Source organism: Bradyrhizobium manausense, from assembly GCF_018131105.1.
GTDB classification, from domain to species: Bacteria; Pseudomonadota; Alphaproteobacteria; order Rhizobiales; family Xanthobacteraceae; genus Bradyrhizobium; species Bradyrhizobium manausense_B.
This window is the reverse complement of record NZ_JAFCJI010000001.1, coordinates 3,317,064-3,333,236: the sequence shown is the minus strand read 5'-3', so window position 1 is coordinate 3,333,236 and position 16,173 is coordinate 3,317,064. Positions and strand designations below refer to the sequence as shown.

Below are 16,173 nucleotides of genomic sequence, written 5' to 3'. Positions count from 1 at the left end.
GCCAGACTCTCCGTCATTGCGAGCGCAGCGAAGCAATCCAGCATCCCTCCACGGAGCGGTCTGGATTGCTTCGCAGAGCCTGTCATCGGGCCGCGCGTCGCGCGGGCCCGTTGGCTCGCAACGACGAGGAGGGCTAGCCTTCACACCACCTGATGCACGTCGATCACGACCCGGTCCGCATGGCGCGCGGCTGAGCCGACAAAGATGTGCTCCATCAGCCAGCGATATTTCTCATGCCCCGTCTCGAATTTCGGCACGGTGCGAAAATAAATCAGCTTGGGATCGACCGGCTCGCCGCGCTTGAGTTTTTGCAAGAGTTCGACCGGGCCGAAGCGCATGCCCTTGTTCTCGACATAGACGATCGCGCCGTCGTCGGTCTCGAACGCGTATTTCGCCTCGAGGTCGATCAGCTCGTTGGGGCGGATAGTCTGGAAGTCGGCGCCGAACGGCAGCACCTTGCCTGATATCGCACCCTTCACTTCGCCGCCGAGGATCGGAATGATGCGGCGAACGCCGATGCCGGTCTCGCCGGCGGTGACGACGTCACCGATCCTGGCGGTGATGGTGAAGACGTACTTCGTGTCGAGAGTCGGTGTGGTCATCGTTTCGTCTTTCAATGCGCCATCATCCGCGTCGGCAGCCAGGTCGCCAGCAGCGGGAAGGCGATCAGGATCACCAGCCGCACCAGGTCTGTCGCCACGAACGGGATCACGCCCTTGAAGATGGTGGAGAAGGAGACGTCCTTCACCACGCTTTTGATGACAAAGACGTTCATGCCGACCGGTGGATGGATCAGGCCGAGCTCGACGGTCATGACGATGATGACGCCGAACCAGATCGGATCGAAGCCGAGATGCGTGACCACGGGGAAGATGATCGGCACGGTCAGGATGATCATCGCCATGGCATCCATCAGGCAGCCGAGCACGAGATACATCAGCATGATCAGCGCCAGCACGCCGTAGGGGCCGAGGCCGAGACCAGTCAAGAATTCCGTCACCTTCTGCGGCGTCTGCGTCACGGTGAGGAAATACCCGAAGATCAGCGCGCCGATCAGCACCGTGAACACAGCGGCGGCGGTGCGCGTCGCCTGGAGCAGCGAGATCAGGATCTTCTCGCGGTCGAGCCGTCCCGTGACGACGCCGATGATGAAGGCGCCGGTGGCACCGACGCCGCCGGCCTCCGTCGGCGTGAAGCGCGGCAGGAAGGGCAGACCGTAGAGGCCGCCGATGACGAACACGAACAGCAACACCGGCGCCCAGATGTCCTTCAGGCCGGCAAAGCGCTCGCGCCACGGCAGCACCTTGCCCTTGGGCAGGAAGTCCGGGCGGAAATAGCCGATCAGAAAAATCGTGATCATGTACATGGTCATCGCCAGGAGGCCCGGAATGATGCCGGCGATGAAGAGTTTTCCGATGTCCTGCTCGGTGATGATGCCGTAGACCGCGAGCACGGTGGAGGGCGGCAGCATTGCGCCAAGCGTGCCGCCGGCCGCGATCACGCCCGTCGCAAAGGACTGCGGATAGCCGAAGCGGCGCATCTCGGGATAGGCGACCGCGGAGAAGGTCGCTGCGGTTGCGACCGACGAGCCGCAGATCGCAGCGAAGCCGCCGCAGGCGCCGACGGTGGCGATGCCGAGCCCGCCGCGCAAATGGCCGACGAAGCCGTTGGCGGCGCGGAACAGCTCGCGGCTCATGCCGGAATTGCTGACGAAGGAGCCCATCAGCAGGAACATCGGGATGACGCCGAAGGTGTAGTCGGTGACCGTGCGCATCGAGGTCTGGCCGACCAGCTTCAGCGCCGCCGTTCCGTTGACGAGATAGGCGAAGCCGGACACGCCGACGAGGCCCATGGCCATGCCGACGGGCACGCGCAGCAGCATCAGGACAAACAGGGAAACGAAGCCGATTAAGGCGACGGCATCGGTGCTCATGATTACTCCGTCGCCTTCAATTTGGGGTCGTGCATGTCTTCGGGATGGAAAATCAGGCGGTAGGTGCGGATCGCGATCAGCAGCACGGCCGAGGCGTCACCGATCCACGCGATCGCGAAGAACGGCCAGGTCGGCATATGCATGTCGAACGTCAGGACATTGTCGTTGTAGGTGCCGCGTACCTTGTCGAACAGTGTCCAGGTCTGCACGGTGACGACGAACAGCAGTACCAGCGTCGCGAACACGTCGATCCAGCGCTGGTAGCGCGGGCCGACATTGCCCCAGACCAGATCGACCGTAATGTGCGTGCCGCGATACGAGGTCGCCGCAATGCCCCAGAAAATGAGGATGCCGAGCAGCATGCGGCCGATGTCGAAGGAGTCGGGGATCGAATAGTTCAGCGTGTTGCGCAGCAGCACCGACAGGAAAATATCCAGCGCAACAAGGCCGACGAACGCGGCTGCGATCCATTCGATCGTGTCGATGATGCGGTCCATCCAGGAGCGCTTCATGGGTGGAGGCCCTCAAATATGCAGGAAAGCGGCGGCGGGAGGATTCCCGCCGCCGCTTCTGTTCAATGCGACCTATTCCGCCAGCGCGTTGTACTTCTTCAGCGACGCCTTTAGATCCGCCAGCGCAGCGTCGGGATCGATGCCGGCCTTTTTGGCGCCGTCACCCCAGGTCTTGACCAGCGGCTCGGCTGCCTTCTTCCAGGCCGCGGTCTGGTCAGGTGTCAGCTTGTAGACCTCGTGGCCTGCTTCCGCCTTCACCTTGTCGATGCCGGCATCCTCGAACTTGCCCCAGTGCTCGCCGACCACGCCGGCCATTTCGGTCGAGCAGTTCTTGTCGATCGCGGCCTTCTGTTTGTCGGACATCGCATTGTACTTGTCCTTGTTCATCACGAACACGAAGGTCGTGACGTAGAGCGGTGCCTCCATGTGGAACTTGGTCACCTTGTCGATGCCGAACAGCACCAGGGAGCCCCAGGGAAAGGTGACGCCGTCGGCGACGCCGCGCTCGATGATGTCGCGCACTTCAGGTGCGGAGGACTGCACATTGGTGCCGCCGAGCGCAGTAACGAAATTCGCCATGGTGGCGTGGGCCGGGCGGATCTTCATGCCCTTCACGTCCTCCGGCAGCACGATCTTCTTGGTGCGGGAGTGGAAGGAGGAAGGCGAGTGGACGAAGGCGAGACAGTATTTGACGTCCTTCATCTCCTTCTCGGCATATTTGCGGTACCAGGCGTCGAGACCCTCCGAACCGCCCTTGGCGTCCGAGATCAGGAACGGCAACTCGCCGGCGCCGATGATGGGGAAGCGGCCCGGCTGGTAGCCTGGATTGACGTAGGTGACGTCGGCGATGCCGTCGCGCGCCATGTCGTAATGGTCGAAGGCCTTGCCGAGCTGCTGGGCCGGGAACACCTTGCCCGTGATGGTGCCGCCGGAATCCTTGTTCACGGCGGCGACCCAGTCTTCCAGTGACTTTTGCAGCGGGTGCGACGCCGGTACCCAGTGCGAAACCTTCAGGTCGAAAGTCTTGTCCTGCGCGAACGCAGGCGTCACGCTTGCTGCCAGCAGCAAAGCCAGACAGGCTTTCCTCATCACGTGTCTCTCCCTCGTTATGACGGCGGGCTTCGATGGCCCGGTCTCGTTAGTTAACATGTTATCTAATTGGCCGGCGCGTTCAAGTCGGAACTGGTGCGTCATCTACGTCAGCGATGTTGCATGGATTTGTCGCCGCCCGGCGACCAACCTCCCCTTTTGTCCAACCGTTATATGATATAATTATCGCGCGCGGACGACCGCGACAAGCGAGCCGCGACGAAAGCCTACAGGATCGGGAGGAGCAAGTATTGCGGACAAAAGTCGCAATCATCGGAGCCGGGCCGGCAGGATTGTTGCTTGGGCAACTTCTGCACAAATACGGCATCGACAACGTCATTCTTGAGCGGCAGAGCCCGGATTACGTGTTGGGCCGCATCCGTGCGGGCCTTCTGGAGGAAGGAACTGTCGGACTGCTTGACCAGGTCGGCGCGGGCGCGCGAGCGCATGCCGAAGGGCTGGTCCATGAAGGCATCGAGCTCGCTTTTGACGGCCGCCGTCACCGCATCGACATGAAGGCCGCGACCGGCAAGACGGTCATGATCTACGGCCAGACCGAGGTCACGCTCGACCTGATGGACGCGCGGAAAGCCGCCGGCCTCACCACCGTCTACGAGGCCAAGGATGTGCAGCCGCATGATTTTGACGGCAGTCACCCGCGCGTAACCTGGGTCAAGGACGGCGTCACCCATACGCTCGATTGCGATTTCATCGCCGGCTGCGATGGCTTTCACGGCGTGAGCCGGGCCAGCGTGCCCGCGTCGGCCATCGAGGAGTTCGAGCGGGTCTATCCATTCGGCTGGCTCGGCATTTTGTCCGAGACGCCGCCGGTCAGCCACGAACTGATCTACTCCAATCACGCCCGCGGCTTTGCGCTCTGCACCATGCGATCGATGAAGCGCAGCCGGCATTATCTGCAATGTTCACTGGACGACCATGTCGACCAATGGTCCGACGATCGCTTCTGGGACGAGCTGAAGCGCCGGCTCGATCAGGAAGCGGCCGACAATCTCGTGACAGGCCCCTCGATCGAGAAGAGCATCGCGCCGTTGCGCAGCTTCGTCGCCGAGCCGATGCGCTTCGGCAAGATGTTCCTGTGCGGCGATGCCGCCCACATCGTGCCACCGACGGGAGCCAAGGGCCTGAACCTTGCGGCCAGCGATGCGCATTATCTGTCGAGCGCACTCCGTGAGTTCTACGACGAGAAATCGAGCGCCGGCATCGATGCCTATTCCGCCAGGGCGCTCGCGCGCGTCTGGAAGGCCGTGCGCTTCTCCTGGTGGATGACCTCGATGCTGCACAAATTCCCCGACAACGGCAGCATCGGTGCGCGCATCCAGGTCGCGGAGCTCGACTATGTGACACAGTCGCAGGCCGCGATGACGTCGCTTTCGGAAAATTATGTGGGGTTGCCGTTTTAGGGACGGTGCCTCCACATCGTCATCGCGAGCGAAGCAATCCAGAAATCCCTCCGGGGATGCACTCTGGATTGCTTCGTCGCTTCGCGCCTCGCAGTGACAGCGCCGAACGTTTCAAACACCCGCGCAAATCCCGTTTAAAACTTTGTAATTGATGCGTCCGTCACGTCCATCGCGTTCAATGGCGACGTCATTGCAACGCGCACGAGACAGACATGACCGACACCGCCATCCCCGACGGCTTTGAGCCACTTTCCCGCAAAAGCCCGCTCACCGAACCCTGGGAGCCGCTCTACGCGAAGAAAATTGAGAGGGCTGTCATCATCGGCCTCCGGCTGGCACGTCCGCATACCAATGGCCGCGGCTTGATCCATGGCGGTCTCATCACCGCGCTCGCCGACAACGCCATGGGCTACAGCTGCGCGCAGGCGACGAACTGGACCACCTCGTTCGTGACCATCTCACTCTCGATCGATTTCGTCGGCTCGGCCGAGATTGGCCAATGGTGTTCGATCGAGAGCGACGTGATCAAGACCGGCAAGACCATCTGCTTTGCGCAGAGTCTGATCAAGGCTGACGGCGTCGTGATCGCGCGTGCCAGCGGGACGTTTCGGGTGGTGCCGAAGCCTAGCCAAACTTCCACGACGTCGTCTCCACCACGAGATCGATGAACGCGCGCACCTTGGCCGAGAGCAGGCGCGAGGTCGGATAGACGATATGGATCGGCAGCGCCGGCTGCTCGTATTTGGCCAGCAGGATCTTAAGCCGGCCTCGTTTCAGCCCTTCGGCGGCCTGATAGGCCAGCACGCGCGTGATGCCGCCGCCGGCCTCGGCATATTGCAGGGCGGCGTCGGCGCTGTTGCTGGTGAAGCGCGGTGATGGCGTCACCTCGATGTCGCGGCCATCCTGCGCGAAGCGCCAAGCCGTCGCGGGACCGAACAGGATGGTCTGATGCTCGTGCAGCGCCTCAGGCGTCTTCGGCTCGCCATGGCGCTTGAGATAGCCCGACGTTGCCACGGTGATCCGCCGCATCTCCCCCACCTGGCGCGCGACGAGTGAGGAATCGGCGAGATGGCCGATCCGCACCGCGGCATCGACGGCGTCTTCCACGAGATTGACGAGGTTGTCCGACAGCCTGAGTTCGCAGGCCACCTCGGGATAGCGCTTGAGATAATCGGTCATGACAGAGCCGACATGGAGCCGGCCGAAGCCGACCGGCGCTGATACCACCAGCCTCCCGCTCGGCCGGTTGCGCTCCTCCCGTGCCGAGCCGTCGGCCTCCTCGACATCGGCGAGGATCCGCCGGGCGCGCTCCAGATAGCGCGTGCCGACGTCGGTCAGTCTCACCTGCCGGGTGGTCCGTTGCAGCAGCCGCGCGCCGAGATGCTCCTCCAGCGCCGCGATCAGCCTTGTCACGGCCGAGGGGGACAGTCGCAGTTTCCGTGCCGCCGGCGCAAAGCCGCGCAGTTCTGCGACGGTGACGAAGACATGCATCGCTTCAAGCCGGTCCATGGGCTTTATTGCATATATTGCAACGATGAAGTGTCAAGCGGGCTAATTGTTCCTAGTCCCGGGAGGTCCATTTTAGACTACGAAAGACGCAGCAAAGCGCCGGAATTTTCAGGAGATGTTCCGATGACCGCAATTGATACCTATCCCAGCGACGTCGCCTTCACCCCCGCGGTGAAGGCGATCCAGGCGCGCAAGGGTTCGCGCGAGGCCTATGGCCGGGTCGAGCAGCGCGGGTGGCGCACCGAGGTGGACGAGAATCTCGAAGCCTTCCTCGCCGATGCCAACAGCTTCTATTTCGCCACCGCTTCAGCTGAGGGTCAGCCCTATATTCAGCATCGCGGCGGCCCGAAGGGGTTTCTGAAAGTGCTGGACAAGCAGACGCTTGCCTTCGCCGACTACGCCGGCAACCAGCAATATCTGACCCAGGGCAATCTCTCGGAGAACCCCAAGGCCTACATCTTCGTGATGGACTACGCCCATCGCCGCCGGGTGAAGATCTGGGGCGAGGCGCGCGTGGTGGAGGACGACGATGCGATGACGGATGCGCTGATGCCGAAAGGCTATCGCGCCCGGCCCGAACAGGTGATCCTGTTCAAGATCGCCGCCTGGGACACCAACTGCCCGCAACACATTCCGCAGAAGTTCGATGCCCCGGATGTGGCGGCGGCCCTTGCCGCCAGGGATCAGCGTATCGCCGAACTCGAGGCTCAGGTTACGGCTCTAAAGGGAGGCACGACGGCGGAAGGCTAATCGTCGACGTCGTCCTGGGTGCGGCCGAACAGGTGCACGATCCCCGGCGTTGCGATCGTGACGAACACGAAGCGCGAGAGGTGATGAGCGCCGACGAAGATCGGGTCGATATGCAGTGTGAGCGCCAGCGCCAGCATCGCGTCCATGGCGCCGGGCGCGAACGCAACGATGACATCGGAGAATTTCACCTGCGTGGTGAGTGTGGCGGCGCCGACAAAGATTGCGGAGACGGCAATGGCCACGGCAAACGATCCCAGCGCGGCGCTGATGTGACCGGTTAGCGTCTTGATCCGCATCCGGGCAAAGCGGCTGCCGATCAGTGCGCCGATGCCGACCAGCGCCACGCCTCGCACCCAGTTCGGCAGGCCGCCGTCGACCCAGCCGGCGCCGTGCAGCACGCTGGAGGCGATCATCGCCCCGAACATCCAGCTGGCCGGAAACTTGATCAGCCGCAGCACCAGCGACGCCGCCAGCGATGCGGCGACCAGTTCGACAAGATCGAGCGGCGAGGCGATCGTCGTGGTCAGCGAGGGCGAGACGGAGGGGGCGACGCCCGCGATCGCCAGCACCATGGGCAGCGCCGCGGTCAGGATGATGACGCGCATGGTCTGCACCACCGCGATTCCGGGCAGGTCGGCGCCGCGCTCGACCGCCAAAATCGTGATCTGCGACAGCGCGCCGGGGCTGCCGGCGAGGAAGGCCGAGGTGCGATCCCACCCATGGACGCGCTGGAGGTAGTAGCTCGAGCCGAAGGTCGAGCAGAAGGTGGCCAGCGCCAGGAGCCCGATGGTCAGCGGATAGGCGCTGACCTGCTCGATCAGATGGCGCGATACGACCGAGCCCAACGAAATGCCGAGCAGCACCAGCACGGTCTGGGTCAGGATCGGAGGGAGGGCAAGCTGGCGTCCGGCAATCGCTGCGATCCCGACCGCGATCATCGATCCAGAGATCAATCCGCCCGGAAGGCCCGCGACCAGGAAGATCAGGCCGCCCGCCGCACCGATGACGACCGTCTCCGCGGTGCTCAAAACCCTGGCACGGCTCAGCCATTCGAACGGACGGGAGGCGGTGATTTGCTTCACGCCGCCTTATCGCAAATCGGCGAGAGGCGCACAATTGCAGGCTGGTCATGCCGCAATGCGTACGCCTCCCGCCAAAGGCGAGGGGAGGATTGTGACGGATTTACTTCTTGTCGGCGGCCGGCGCAGGCGCCATGCCGGCCTTCGCGGTCTTGATGCACTCGGAGCGGAATTTCTTGCGCTCCTTGCCGTGCAGGCCCTTGGCGTCCGCCTGCTTGGAGCATTCCAGCGACTCGGCCGAGTGCTCCTTCGGCGCCTTCTTGTCGGCGGTCGTGGTGGCATCGGTCTTGGCGGCAGGTGCCGCGGTCTGCGCGAAGGCGGTGCCGGTAGCGAACAGGGAAGCGATAGCTACGACGGCGAGGCGGGAGGCGAGGGTCATGATGCTGCACTCTTCTTGCGAGAATTGCGAAGGGCGCGAACCTCGGCCCGTGTTGCTGAACGCGACATGAATAATCCGAGCGGCGCGATCACTATATTTTTGCCCTCACGGCCATCGCTTCCTTGTCGCAAGTCCCGGACACGCTAGGATAGCAATCCTCGTTTTGCTTCCCTGAGGGAGACCAAGGATGACTATTCAATCAAAATTGTTGTGTGCAGTTGCGGTGTCGGGATTTGCCGCGCTGGTGGCGAGTGCTCCGGCGCAGGCGCTGACTTCGCAGGAGTGCAGCGCGAAATATCAGGCGGCCAAGAAGGATGGCTCGCTCGGTACGATGAAGTGGAATGACTTCCGCAAGGCCCAGTGCGGAGCCGATGCGACGCCCGCCGCCACGCCTGCTGCGGCCGCCCCCCCGCCCGCGGCTGAGCCGAAGCAGGCCAAGAAGGAAGCCGCCCCCGCTGCCGCCCCGGCACCGACGATGCCAATGGGCAACGCCGTTTTCCCGAACGCGGTCGATCCGAAATATGCCAAGGAGACCGCCGGCAAGGCCCGCCTCCATACCTGCGTCGACCAATACAACGCCAACAAGACCACCAACGGCAATGGCGGCTTGAAGTGGATCGAGAAGGGCGGCGGCTATTACAGCGAATGCAACAAGAAGCTGAAGGGCGCCGCCTGAGGCTTCGGGATGATTTCGAGGCCGGAGCCAAGCTCCGGCCTCTCGTTTTAGTCCAATAGCTTCTCGGCCGATTTCGCCACGAGCTGCGACCGCTTGCGCGGGCCGCGCTCGACGAACAACAGGCTCTGGCCGAAGATGAAGCAGTAGAAGAGGAACGCCTGCGCCTCGGCCGCCTCGGCCTCGAGACCGGTCGCGCGATAGAGGTCAGTGACGTGCTTCAGTCGCGCCGCGTCCACGCTGGCTACCGCAGCCGCAGCGCCCTCGTCGGAACGCGCCCACTGCCGGATCGCGAGCTCGATTGCCATGCCTTCCGGGTTGAGCCGCTCGGAATAGAGCTGGATCACGGCCTTCAACCGCTCGCGTGGTTCTTGCCCGTCGAGGCTGGTTTGCTCCGCAATTGACGCCGAGCGTCCTTCCCGCCAGTGAACCAGCATGGCTTCGAGCAACGCGGCGCGGTCGGCAAAGCGGCGGTAGAAGCCACCTTTGGTAACGCCGAGGTTCTTGGCAAGCACCTCGACCCGCACGCCCTCGACCCCTGCGCGGGCGAGCTCGCTAAACCCGGCCTCGACCCAGACGTCGCCCCTGCCGTCGTTCATGAAAGAAGCCTCACCGGTTCTTGATACGCTGCCGTATTGCTAACGCGTCTGGCGCTTGATACGCTACCGTATCAAGATTAAAACACGGACCAGGGCGGGAATGACGATGGAGCACGAGGCGACCTATCGCGGCACGGTCTATCCATGGCAGTGCGATCATGTCGGCCACATGAACATCATGTGGTATGTCGGCAAATTCGACGAGGCCAATTGGAATCTGTTCGCCCGGCTTGGGCTGACGCCGAGTTATTTGCGCTCCTCCGGCCGCGGCATGGCGGCGGTGCAGCAGAACATCACCTACAGGCGCGAGCTGCTCGCCGGCGACATCATCCAGGTCCGAAGTCACCTGCTCGAGCTTCGCGACAAATCGATCCGCTTCCGGCACGACATGACGAATGCCGAGACCGGCGAAACCGCTGCGTTCTGCGAAATTACGGCGGTGCATATGGATCGCGGGTTGCGCAAATCCGCGCCATTCGCCGAGGCTATCCGTGAAACTGCGCTGAAATATCTTCCCGAACCGGCAGAGGTCTGACGCATGCCCAGGTTCGAGCCGAAGAACCCCGGCTATCGCGCGGCGGCCATCGCGATGTTCGAGGGACAGCCGGCGATGCGCACGCTCGGCATCGTGATCGTCCGGCTTGCGCCGGGCGAGGTCGAACTGGCGATGCTGCATTCGTCCGAATTCACGCAGCAGAACGGCTTTGTCCATGCCGGCATCATCACGGCAGGGCTCGACAATGCCTGCGGTGTCGCCGCCTTCACGCTGATGCCGTCCGAGGCCGATATCCTCACGGTCGAGTTCAAGACCACATTGCTTGCGCCTGCCCGCGGCGAGCGCTTCGTCTTCAAGGCCGAGGTGATCAAGCCGGGTCGTACGCTCACCTTCTGTGAAGCCCGGGCGTTTGCCGAGCACGACGGCAAGGCCACGCTGATCGCCTCCATGACCGGAACGTTGATGGCCATGCTGCCCCGCGTTGCGGCTGCCCACGTTGCCAATACGATCCAGACCTAGCTTGGTATTCAGGTGAGTTCTTTCCCGGCACCCGGGGACACCACGTGGCTGGTGCGATGACATCGGCCCCGCGACACTCTATATGCTTCGTAACAATTCCCGGTTCCGAAGCGTATCTGCGGAGATGGGACCGAAACGGGACGAGATATGGATGGATTCAGGAATAAGGGCTTTGAGCCGACGCGCCGCGCCGCGCTGAGTTTGATTGGAGCGGGTGCCTTTGCGGCCGGCGGCATGACCCTGGCGCGCGCGACAACGTCCGGTGATGACGAAGTGCTCACCGAAGCGAAGGTGCTGCGCGACCCCGACGTTCCCGTGGCCGGAAACCCGGATGGCAATGTCAGCATCATCGAGTGGTCCGACTACAATTGCCCCTATTGCCGCAAGCTCGAACCCGAACTGCGCCAGGTCATCCAGGATGACGGCAAGGTCAGGCTGGTCTTGAAGGACTGGCCGATCCTCGGACCGGTCTCGGTGACGGCTGCCCGGATCGCGCTCGCCGCGAAATATCAGGACAAGTACCATCAGGCGCATGACGCCATGATGGGCGTCAGCTCGCGCCTGACCGAGTCGCGTATCAACGAACTGCTCGCATCCGTCGGCGTCAACATGGACCGCCTCAAGAGCGACCTCACCGCGCGGGGCAAGGACATCGATGCGGTCCTCAAGCGAAACAACGAACAGGCCGAAGCCTTTGGCTTCCGTGGCACGCCGTCCTTCATTGTCGGCAAGTACCGCGTGCCGGGTGTGCTCAGCATGGTCGAGTTCGAGCAGGTCATCGCCGACGCCCGCAAGGCCAAGATGAACTGACGCATCGCTGCGCTGATTCGCAGCCGAGACAAAGGCGCCGCCGCGGACCCGCGACGGCGCCTTGTTCATGTTCAGTCGATCGAAATTACTTCGAGGAGATCCGGACCCAGTCCTTGTGCGCGCGATCGCGCAGCAGGTCCCAATCCGCCTTCGCGACGTCCCAGTTCACGATGGTGCGATTGGTGGTCGCGACCTCGCCATTGGCGACTGACGACGTCTGCATGGAATCATAGACATAGACGCCACAAGCGAGCAGCAGAGCGCCCAGGATCATTCCGAAAAAAGTCTGCATGGCGAACCCTCCGGTGTATCGGGCGGATAACGTCGGCCCGGAGTGATGGTTCCGCGACCGTGCGGCGCAGGCAAGGACACCTCGTTCACCCCGCGTTCAGCCATTGCAGCAGCTCCGCGTTGATCTCGCGCGGATAAGTGTGACTGAGGTCGTCGATCTCGCGGTAGATGACGTCGGCGCCTGCGGCGGTGAGTGCCGCTTGCGTTTGCCGCGCGGTCTGCACCGGAAACATCCAGTCGAGCTTGCCGTGGGTGATGAAGACAGGCAGTCCCTGAAGCCGCGTCGCGTCGGCCATCTCTGCCATCAGCGGATGGAAGGTCGCTGACACCGGCGCGAGGTGAGTGAAAGGCGAAGCGCCGTCGAGCCCGCTGACATAGCAGAAGGTGCCGCCGTCGCTCATGCCGGTCAGCAGCATGCGCGAGGTATCGATGTTCCAGCGGCTGCGCACGGTTTCGAGCACGCGCATGAGGTTCGGCGTGTCGGTGTCGTCGCCCATCAGCGCCCAGGTCTGCCCGGTCGCGGTCGGCGCCACCAGGATCGCCCCAACGCTGCGCGCATCGCGCAGCCAGCTCCACAGGAAGCTGCGGCCGTTGCCGCTGCCGCCATGCAGCGCCATCACGAGAGGCCAGGCACGATCGGGTGCGTAATATTCAGGCACATAGACCGAGAAGCCGCCGCGGCTGCCGGGCTCGTTGTGATCGTGGAAGATGCCGGTGTGCTCGCCCGCACGGACCTCCAGCCGCGACAGCAGTTCGTCATTCCCGCGTTGGGCGGTACTGAGGAAGAAGTTGCTGATCGGCGGAAACTGCATCGACAGCGGGTAAAGCGCCTCCTGCGCACGCGGCAGATGACGCAGCGCGCGGAACACTGCGACCAGATCGCCATTGCCGCGCTCGACGTCGCGGATGCCGGCAAAGGCGGCGAGTGTCTCGTTGCAGGCGAGATCGAGCCGCTCGCGCAGTCCGGCGAATTGCTCCGGCCACGGGCCGATCGCTGCATGTGCCGACTGCAGTGCATCATCAGGCGCACCGATGGCGTTCATCACCGAGCCGAAAGCCGGCGGATGCAAATGCCGGGCGAAGTAGCCGAGCGCCTCCAGCGCATTGAGCAGCGGCGGCAGCACGGCCACGATGTCGTCAACGACGGCCTCGGTCATCGCCGCTTCCTCTGCTTAGTCACGACTTGCTAATGAAGTTTCGGCGCCTTCAGAAGCTTGAAGCGGTCGGTCGATGTCACCGTGACATCGAAGGTGACGCCTTCGTGATGCACGGTAAGCGGCACGTCGACGCCGGCGGCGCCGAGACTCCACATCTTCTTGTAGAACGCCGTCTGGCTCGTGACCTTGTCGCCATCCACGGCAAGGATGACGTCACCGGTCTTGAGTTCGGCGCGCGCGGCCGGGCCATTGGCGGAGATGCCGATCACCACCACGCGGTTGTCGATCTCGGTCGAATAGAGTCCGAGCCATGGCCGCGCCGGCTTGTTGACGCGTCCGAACTTGCGAAGGTCGTCGAGGATCGGCTTCAGGAGGTCGATCGGCACGACCATGTTGACGTGCTCGGCCTTGCCATCGCGTTCACGCTCGAGCTGGAGCGAGCCGATGCCGATCAATTCGCCGCGCTCGTTGATCAATCCCGTGCCGCCCCAATTCGGATGGGCGGGGTACGTGAACAACGCCTCGTCGAGCAGATACTCCCAGTAGCCGGCAAATTCCTGCTTGGCGACGATCTGGCTTGCGACCGATCGCGTACGACCACCGGCGCCGCCGACCACGACGCGGTCGCCAAGCCCGACATCCGCCGATGAGCCGAGCGGCAACGGTTCGATGTCGAGCTGGCCGAGTGCCTGCACCAGGCCGAAACCAGTGGCAGCATCGAAGCCCAGCACGTGTCCCTCCACCACGCGTCCGTCGCCGAGGTGAAGCCAGACTGACTGCGCCTCGGTGACGAGGTAGCCGATGGTGAGCACCAGCCCGTCATCGATGACGACGCCGTTGCCGGCACGTTCGGTGCCGAGCGTTTCCGCGCTGAAGGCGTCCGGCGGGATGATGGCGTGCAGGCCGACGACGGAGGCGAGCGCGCGGTTGAGGTCGAAGCCGTAATCGCTCGCACGCGGCTGATTGGCCGACGGCACTCTCCATTCGGTCAGAACGGTCATGGAGTTCTCCTGGCTGAGGGCATCGCTCCGCCTTGGCCACGGAACGACGCGCGAAGCAAACATAATTTAGGCCGGAGAAGGCCGTCTTGAAAGACTTGACCGCAACTATTCCAGATGGCGCGACGCCAATTTCCAAAGATGACAGGCATCGCTCGCCTGGATTCGATGGCGATTGCCGAATTCGGCATCGGTCGCATGGCTGGTGTCCCCTGAGGTGCTAGGCGGGGTTCAATGAAGCTGCTAACCATTGCCGCTTCGTTGGACCAAGAGATCACGGATCGAAGCAATGGATAACCGCAGCGACATCTGGCGTGGCATCGACACGATCAAGGGACGTTTCATCGACCTTAGCGACAAGGTCTGGGGCATGCCCGAGGTCTGCTACACCGAAGCGCGTTCCGCCGCCGAGCATGTCGCCGAATTGCGCCACCAGGGTTTCCGCATTACCGAGAAGGTGGCGGGCATTCCGACGGCTGTGATGGGCGAATGGGGCGAGGGCGGTCCGGTCATCGCCTTCATGGGTGAGTATGACGCGCTGCCGGGCCTCAGCCAGGAGGCGGGTGTTGCCGAGCACCGTCCGGTCGAGACCGGCGGGCATGGCCATGGCTGCGGTCACAATCTGCTCGGCTCCGCAGCGCTGCTCGCTGCAACCGGGGTCAAGGATTGGCTCGCCGAGAACAAGGTGCCCGGCCGCGTGCGCTATTATGGCTGCCCGGCGGAAGAGGGCGGCGCTGCCAAGGCCTTCATGGTGCGCTCGGGCGCCTTCGAGGACGCCGACATCGCCATCACCTGGCATCCGAACAGCTTCTGGGAAGTCGCGGTGACGCCGTCGCTCGCCAATACTCGCGCCGACTTCATCTTCACCGGCCGCACCTCGCATGCGGCGGCTTCGCCCCATCTCGGCCGTTCCGCGCTCGACGCGGTGGAACTGATGAATGTCGGCGTGAACTACATGCGCGAGCACATGCCGAGCGATGCCCGCGTGCATTACGCGCTGCTGGACACCGGCGGCATTGCGCCCAACGTGGTGCAGGCCCATGCCCGCGTGCGCTATTCCATTCGTGCCCGTGACCTTCCCGGCATGAACGAGCTGGTCGGGCGCGTCAGCAAGATCGCAGAGGGCGCGGCCTTGATGACCGAGACCAAGGTCGAGATGAAGATCATCTCCGCAGTCTCCAACATCCTGCCGAACACGCCGCTGGAGCAGGCGCTGCATCGGGTCATGGAAGAACTCGGACCGCCGCATTTCGACGATACCGACAAGGGCTTTGCCAGCCAGATCCGTGCGACGCTGACCGACAAGGACATCGCGTCGGTCTACTATGCCATCGGCATGGAGCCGACCGATCGGCCGCTGGCCGACTTCCTGGTGCCGCTGGACGCCAAGCGTAATCCGCTGGTCGGCTCGACCGACGTCGGCGATGTCAGCTGGGTGGTGCCGACCGTGCAGGTTCATGCACCAACGGTTGCAATCGGTACGCCTTTCCACACCTGGCAGGTGGTGGCGCAGGGCAAGAGCCCGCATGCTCATAAGGCTATGGTGCAGGCGGCGAAGGCTATGGCCGGCCTCGGCATCAAGGCGCTGATTGAACCGGAGCTGATCAAGGCCGCAAAGGCCGATCTGACGAAGCGGACGGCGAAGACGCCTTATGTCTGCCCGCTGCCGGACCACGTCGCGCCGCCGCTCAATATGTCCGTGGCGTAGAATTCCGTCTCGATACTTCGTCTGATCTCGCGAACAAATTTTTCGCAGTGCAACTTGGGTTTCCGGCGGATTTTGACGCCGGAATGCCGAACCGTTGGGCTCCGGAACGAAGTTTTGCCCAACGGACAGCCAGAACATCGTTTGCACACACACAGCCGCAGTTGACGCGCGGCCTATTCAGTGTGCCATCTACGGCCAGCCAAAACACGGCGGCCGTCCCGCGGCCGCTTGCATCCATAAGGGAACCAGA

General features: G+C 63.3%; 19 protein-coding genes. 8 read left to right on the top strand and 11 right to left on the bottom strand.

All coding sequences use genetic code 11. From position 1 onward, the window contains the following. Positions 1-140: 140 nt before the first annotated feature. The 4 genes from JQ631_RS15955 to JQ631_RS15940 form a co-directional block, all read right to left on the bottom strand. Positions 141-602 carry a DUF3237 domain-containing protein gene (locus JQ631_RS15955; protein ID WP_212327512.1) on the bottom strand — a complete coding sequence of 154 codons (462 nt, stop codon included), beginning with the start codon at positions 600-602 and terminating at the stop codon, positions 141-143. 11 nt (positions 603-613) lie between these two features. Continuing rightward, complete coding sequence (locus JQ631_RS15950; RefSeq protein ID WP_212327509.1) at positions 614-1,933, bottom strand: TRAP transporter large permease; 1,320 nt, start codon at positions 1,931-1,933, stop codon at positions 614-616. 2 nt (positions 1,934-1,935) lie between these two features. Continuing rightward, positions 1,936-2,445: a TRAP transporter small permease gene (locus tag JQ631_RS15945; RefSeq protein WP_212327507.1), complete on the bottom strand. Its 510-nt coding sequence runs from the start codon at positions 2,443-2,445 to the stop codon at positions 1,936-1,938. A 72-nt stretch (positions 2,446-2,517) separates the two neighbouring features. Next, positions 2,518-3,534: a TRAP transporter substrate-binding protein gene (locus JQ631_RS15940; protein WP_212327505.1), complete on the bottom strand. Its 1,017-nt coding sequence runs from the start codon at positions 3,532-3,534 to the stop codon at positions 2,518-2,520. Between the two features lie 251 nt (positions 3,535-3,785). On the opposite strand from JQ631_RS15940, the gene pobA reads away from it, so the two are divergent. Together pobA and JQ631_RS15930 are read left to right on the top strand one after the other, a co-directional pair. Beyond that, positions 3,786-4,955: a 4-hydroxybenzoate 3-monooxygenase gene (gene pobA / locus JQ631_RS15935; protein WP_212327503.1), complete on the top strand. Its 1,170-nt coding sequence runs from the start codon at positions 3,786-3,788 to the stop codon at positions 4,953-4,955. Between the two features lie 212 nt (positions 4,956-5,167). After that, positions 5,168-5,623 (top strand): PaaI family thioesterase, encoded by a 456-nt coding sequence (locus tag JQ631_RS15930; RefSeq protein ID WP_212327501.1) that lies wholly within the window; start codon positions 5,168-5,170, stop codon positions 5,621-5,623. On the opposite strand, the gene JQ631_RS15925 is transcribed toward JQ631_RS15930, so the two are convergent. Continuing rightward, positions 5,580-6,464 (bottom strand): LysR family transcriptional regulator, encoded by an 885-nt coding sequence (locus tag JQ631_RS15925; protein WP_212327499.1) that lies wholly within the window; start codon positions 6,462-6,464, stop codon positions 5,580-5,582. The two genes, JQ631_RS15930 and JQ631_RS15925, sit on opposite strands and share 44 nt — an antisense overlap. 123 nt (positions 6,465-6,587) lie before the next feature. On the opposite strand from JQ631_RS15925, the gene JQ631_RS15920 reads away from it, so the two are divergent. Beyond that, positions 6,588-7,214, top strand: a complete 627-nt coding sequence (locus JQ631_RS15920) for a pyridoxamine 5'-phosphate oxidase family protein (protein WP_212327498.1) — start codon at positions 6,588-6,590, stop codon at positions 7,212-7,214. Here the strand turns inward: JQ631_RS15920 and JQ631_RS15915 are convergent. Together JQ631_RS15915 and JQ631_RS15910 are read right to left on the bottom strand one after the other, a co-directional pair. Next, positions 7,211-8,296: an AbrB family transcriptional regulator gene (locus tag JQ631_RS15915; RefSeq protein ID WP_212327497.1), complete on the bottom strand. Its 1,086-nt coding sequence runs from the start codon at positions 8,294-8,296 to the stop codon at positions 7,211-7,213. The two genes, JQ631_RS15920 and JQ631_RS15915, sit on opposite strands and share 4 nt — an antisense overlap. 100 nt (positions 8,297-8,396) lie before the next feature. Beyond that, complete coding sequence (locus JQ631_RS15910; protein ID WP_212327496.1) at positions 8,397-8,672, bottom strand: PsiF family protein; 276 nt, start codon at positions 8,670-8,672, stop codon at positions 8,397-8,399. Positions 8,673-8,859: 187 nt separating this feature from the next. On the opposite strand from JQ631_RS15910, the gene JQ631_RS15905 reads away from it, so the two are divergent. Next, positions 8,860-9,348: a hypothetical protein gene (locus tag JQ631_RS15905; RefSeq protein WP_212327495.1), complete on the top strand. Its 489-nt coding sequence runs from the start codon at positions 8,860-8,862 to the stop codon at positions 9,346-9,348. Between the two features lie 47 nt (positions 9,349-9,395). Here JQ631_RS15905 and JQ631_RS15900 read toward each other — a convergent pair whose 3' ends face one another. Further along, positions 9,396-9,944, bottom strand: a complete 549-nt coding sequence (locus JQ631_RS15900; RefSeq protein WP_212327494.1) for a TetR/AcrR family transcriptional regulator — start codon at positions 9,942-9,944, stop codon at positions 9,396-9,398. A gap of 106 nt (positions 9,945-10,050) precedes the next feature. Between JQ631_RS15900 and JQ631_RS15895 the strand changes: the two genes are divergently transcribed. The 3 genes from JQ631_RS15895 to JQ631_RS15885 all read left to right on the top strand — a co-directional run bounded on the left by JQ631_RS15895 (position 10,051) and on the right by JQ631_RS15885 (position 11,769). Then, positions 10,051-10,479 carry an acyl-CoA thioesterase gene (locus JQ631_RS15895; RefSeq protein WP_212328618.1) on the top strand — a complete coding sequence of 143 codons (429 nt, stop codon included), beginning with the start codon at positions 10,051-10,053 and terminating at the stop codon, positions 10,477-10,479. A 3-nt stretch (positions 10,480-10,482) separates the two neighbouring features. Beyond that, complete coding sequence (locus JQ631_RS15890) at positions 10,483-10,959, top strand: PaaI family thioesterase (protein ID WP_212327493.1); 477 nt, start codon at positions 10,483-10,485, stop codon at positions 10,957-10,959. Positions 10,960-11,106: 147 nt separating this feature from the next. Beyond that, positions 11,107-11,769 carry a DsbA family protein gene (locus tag JQ631_RS15885; protein WP_212327492.1) on the top strand — a complete coding sequence of 221 codons (663 nt, stop codon included), beginning with the start codon at positions 11,107-11,109 and terminating at the stop codon, positions 11,767-11,769. Positions 11,770-11,854: 85 nt separating this feature from the next. Here the strand turns inward: JQ631_RS15885 and JQ631_RS15880 are convergent, their stop codons facing one another. The 3 genes from JQ631_RS15880 to JQ631_RS15870 all read right to left on the bottom strand — a co-directional run bounded on the left by JQ631_RS15880 (position 11,855) and on the right by JQ631_RS15870 (position 14,218). After that, positions 11,855-12,061, bottom strand: coding sequence for a hypothetical protein (locus JQ631_RS15880; RefSeq protein WP_194478177.1), 207 nt, complete (start codon positions 12,059-12,061; stop codon positions 11,855-11,857). An 85-nt stretch (positions 12,062-12,146) separates the two neighbouring features. Continuing rightward, positions 12,147-13,217 carry a carboxylesterase family protein gene (locus JQ631_RS15875; protein WP_212327490.1) on the bottom strand — a complete coding sequence of 357 codons (1,071 nt, stop codon included), beginning with the start codon at positions 13,215-13,217 and terminating at the stop codon, positions 12,147-12,149. A gap of 29 nt (positions 13,218-13,246) precedes the next feature. Continuing rightward, on the bottom strand, positions 13,247-14,218 hold the full coding sequence (locus JQ631_RS15870) for a S1C family serine protease (protein WP_212327488.1): 972 nt from the start codon (positions 14,216-14,218) through the stop codon (positions 13,247-13,249). A gap of 286 nt (positions 14,219-14,504) precedes the next feature. On the opposite strand from JQ631_RS15870, the gene JQ631_RS15865 reads away from it, so the two are divergent. Beyond that, the gene (locus JQ631_RS15865) at positions 14,505-15,923 is read left to right on the top strand and encodes a M20 family metallopeptidase (RefSeq protein ID WP_212327486.1); all 1,419 of its coding nucleotides are present in this window, start codon (positions 14,505-14,507) and stop codon (positions 15,921-15,923) included. The last annotated feature ends 250 nt before the right edge of the window (positions 15,924-16,173 follow it).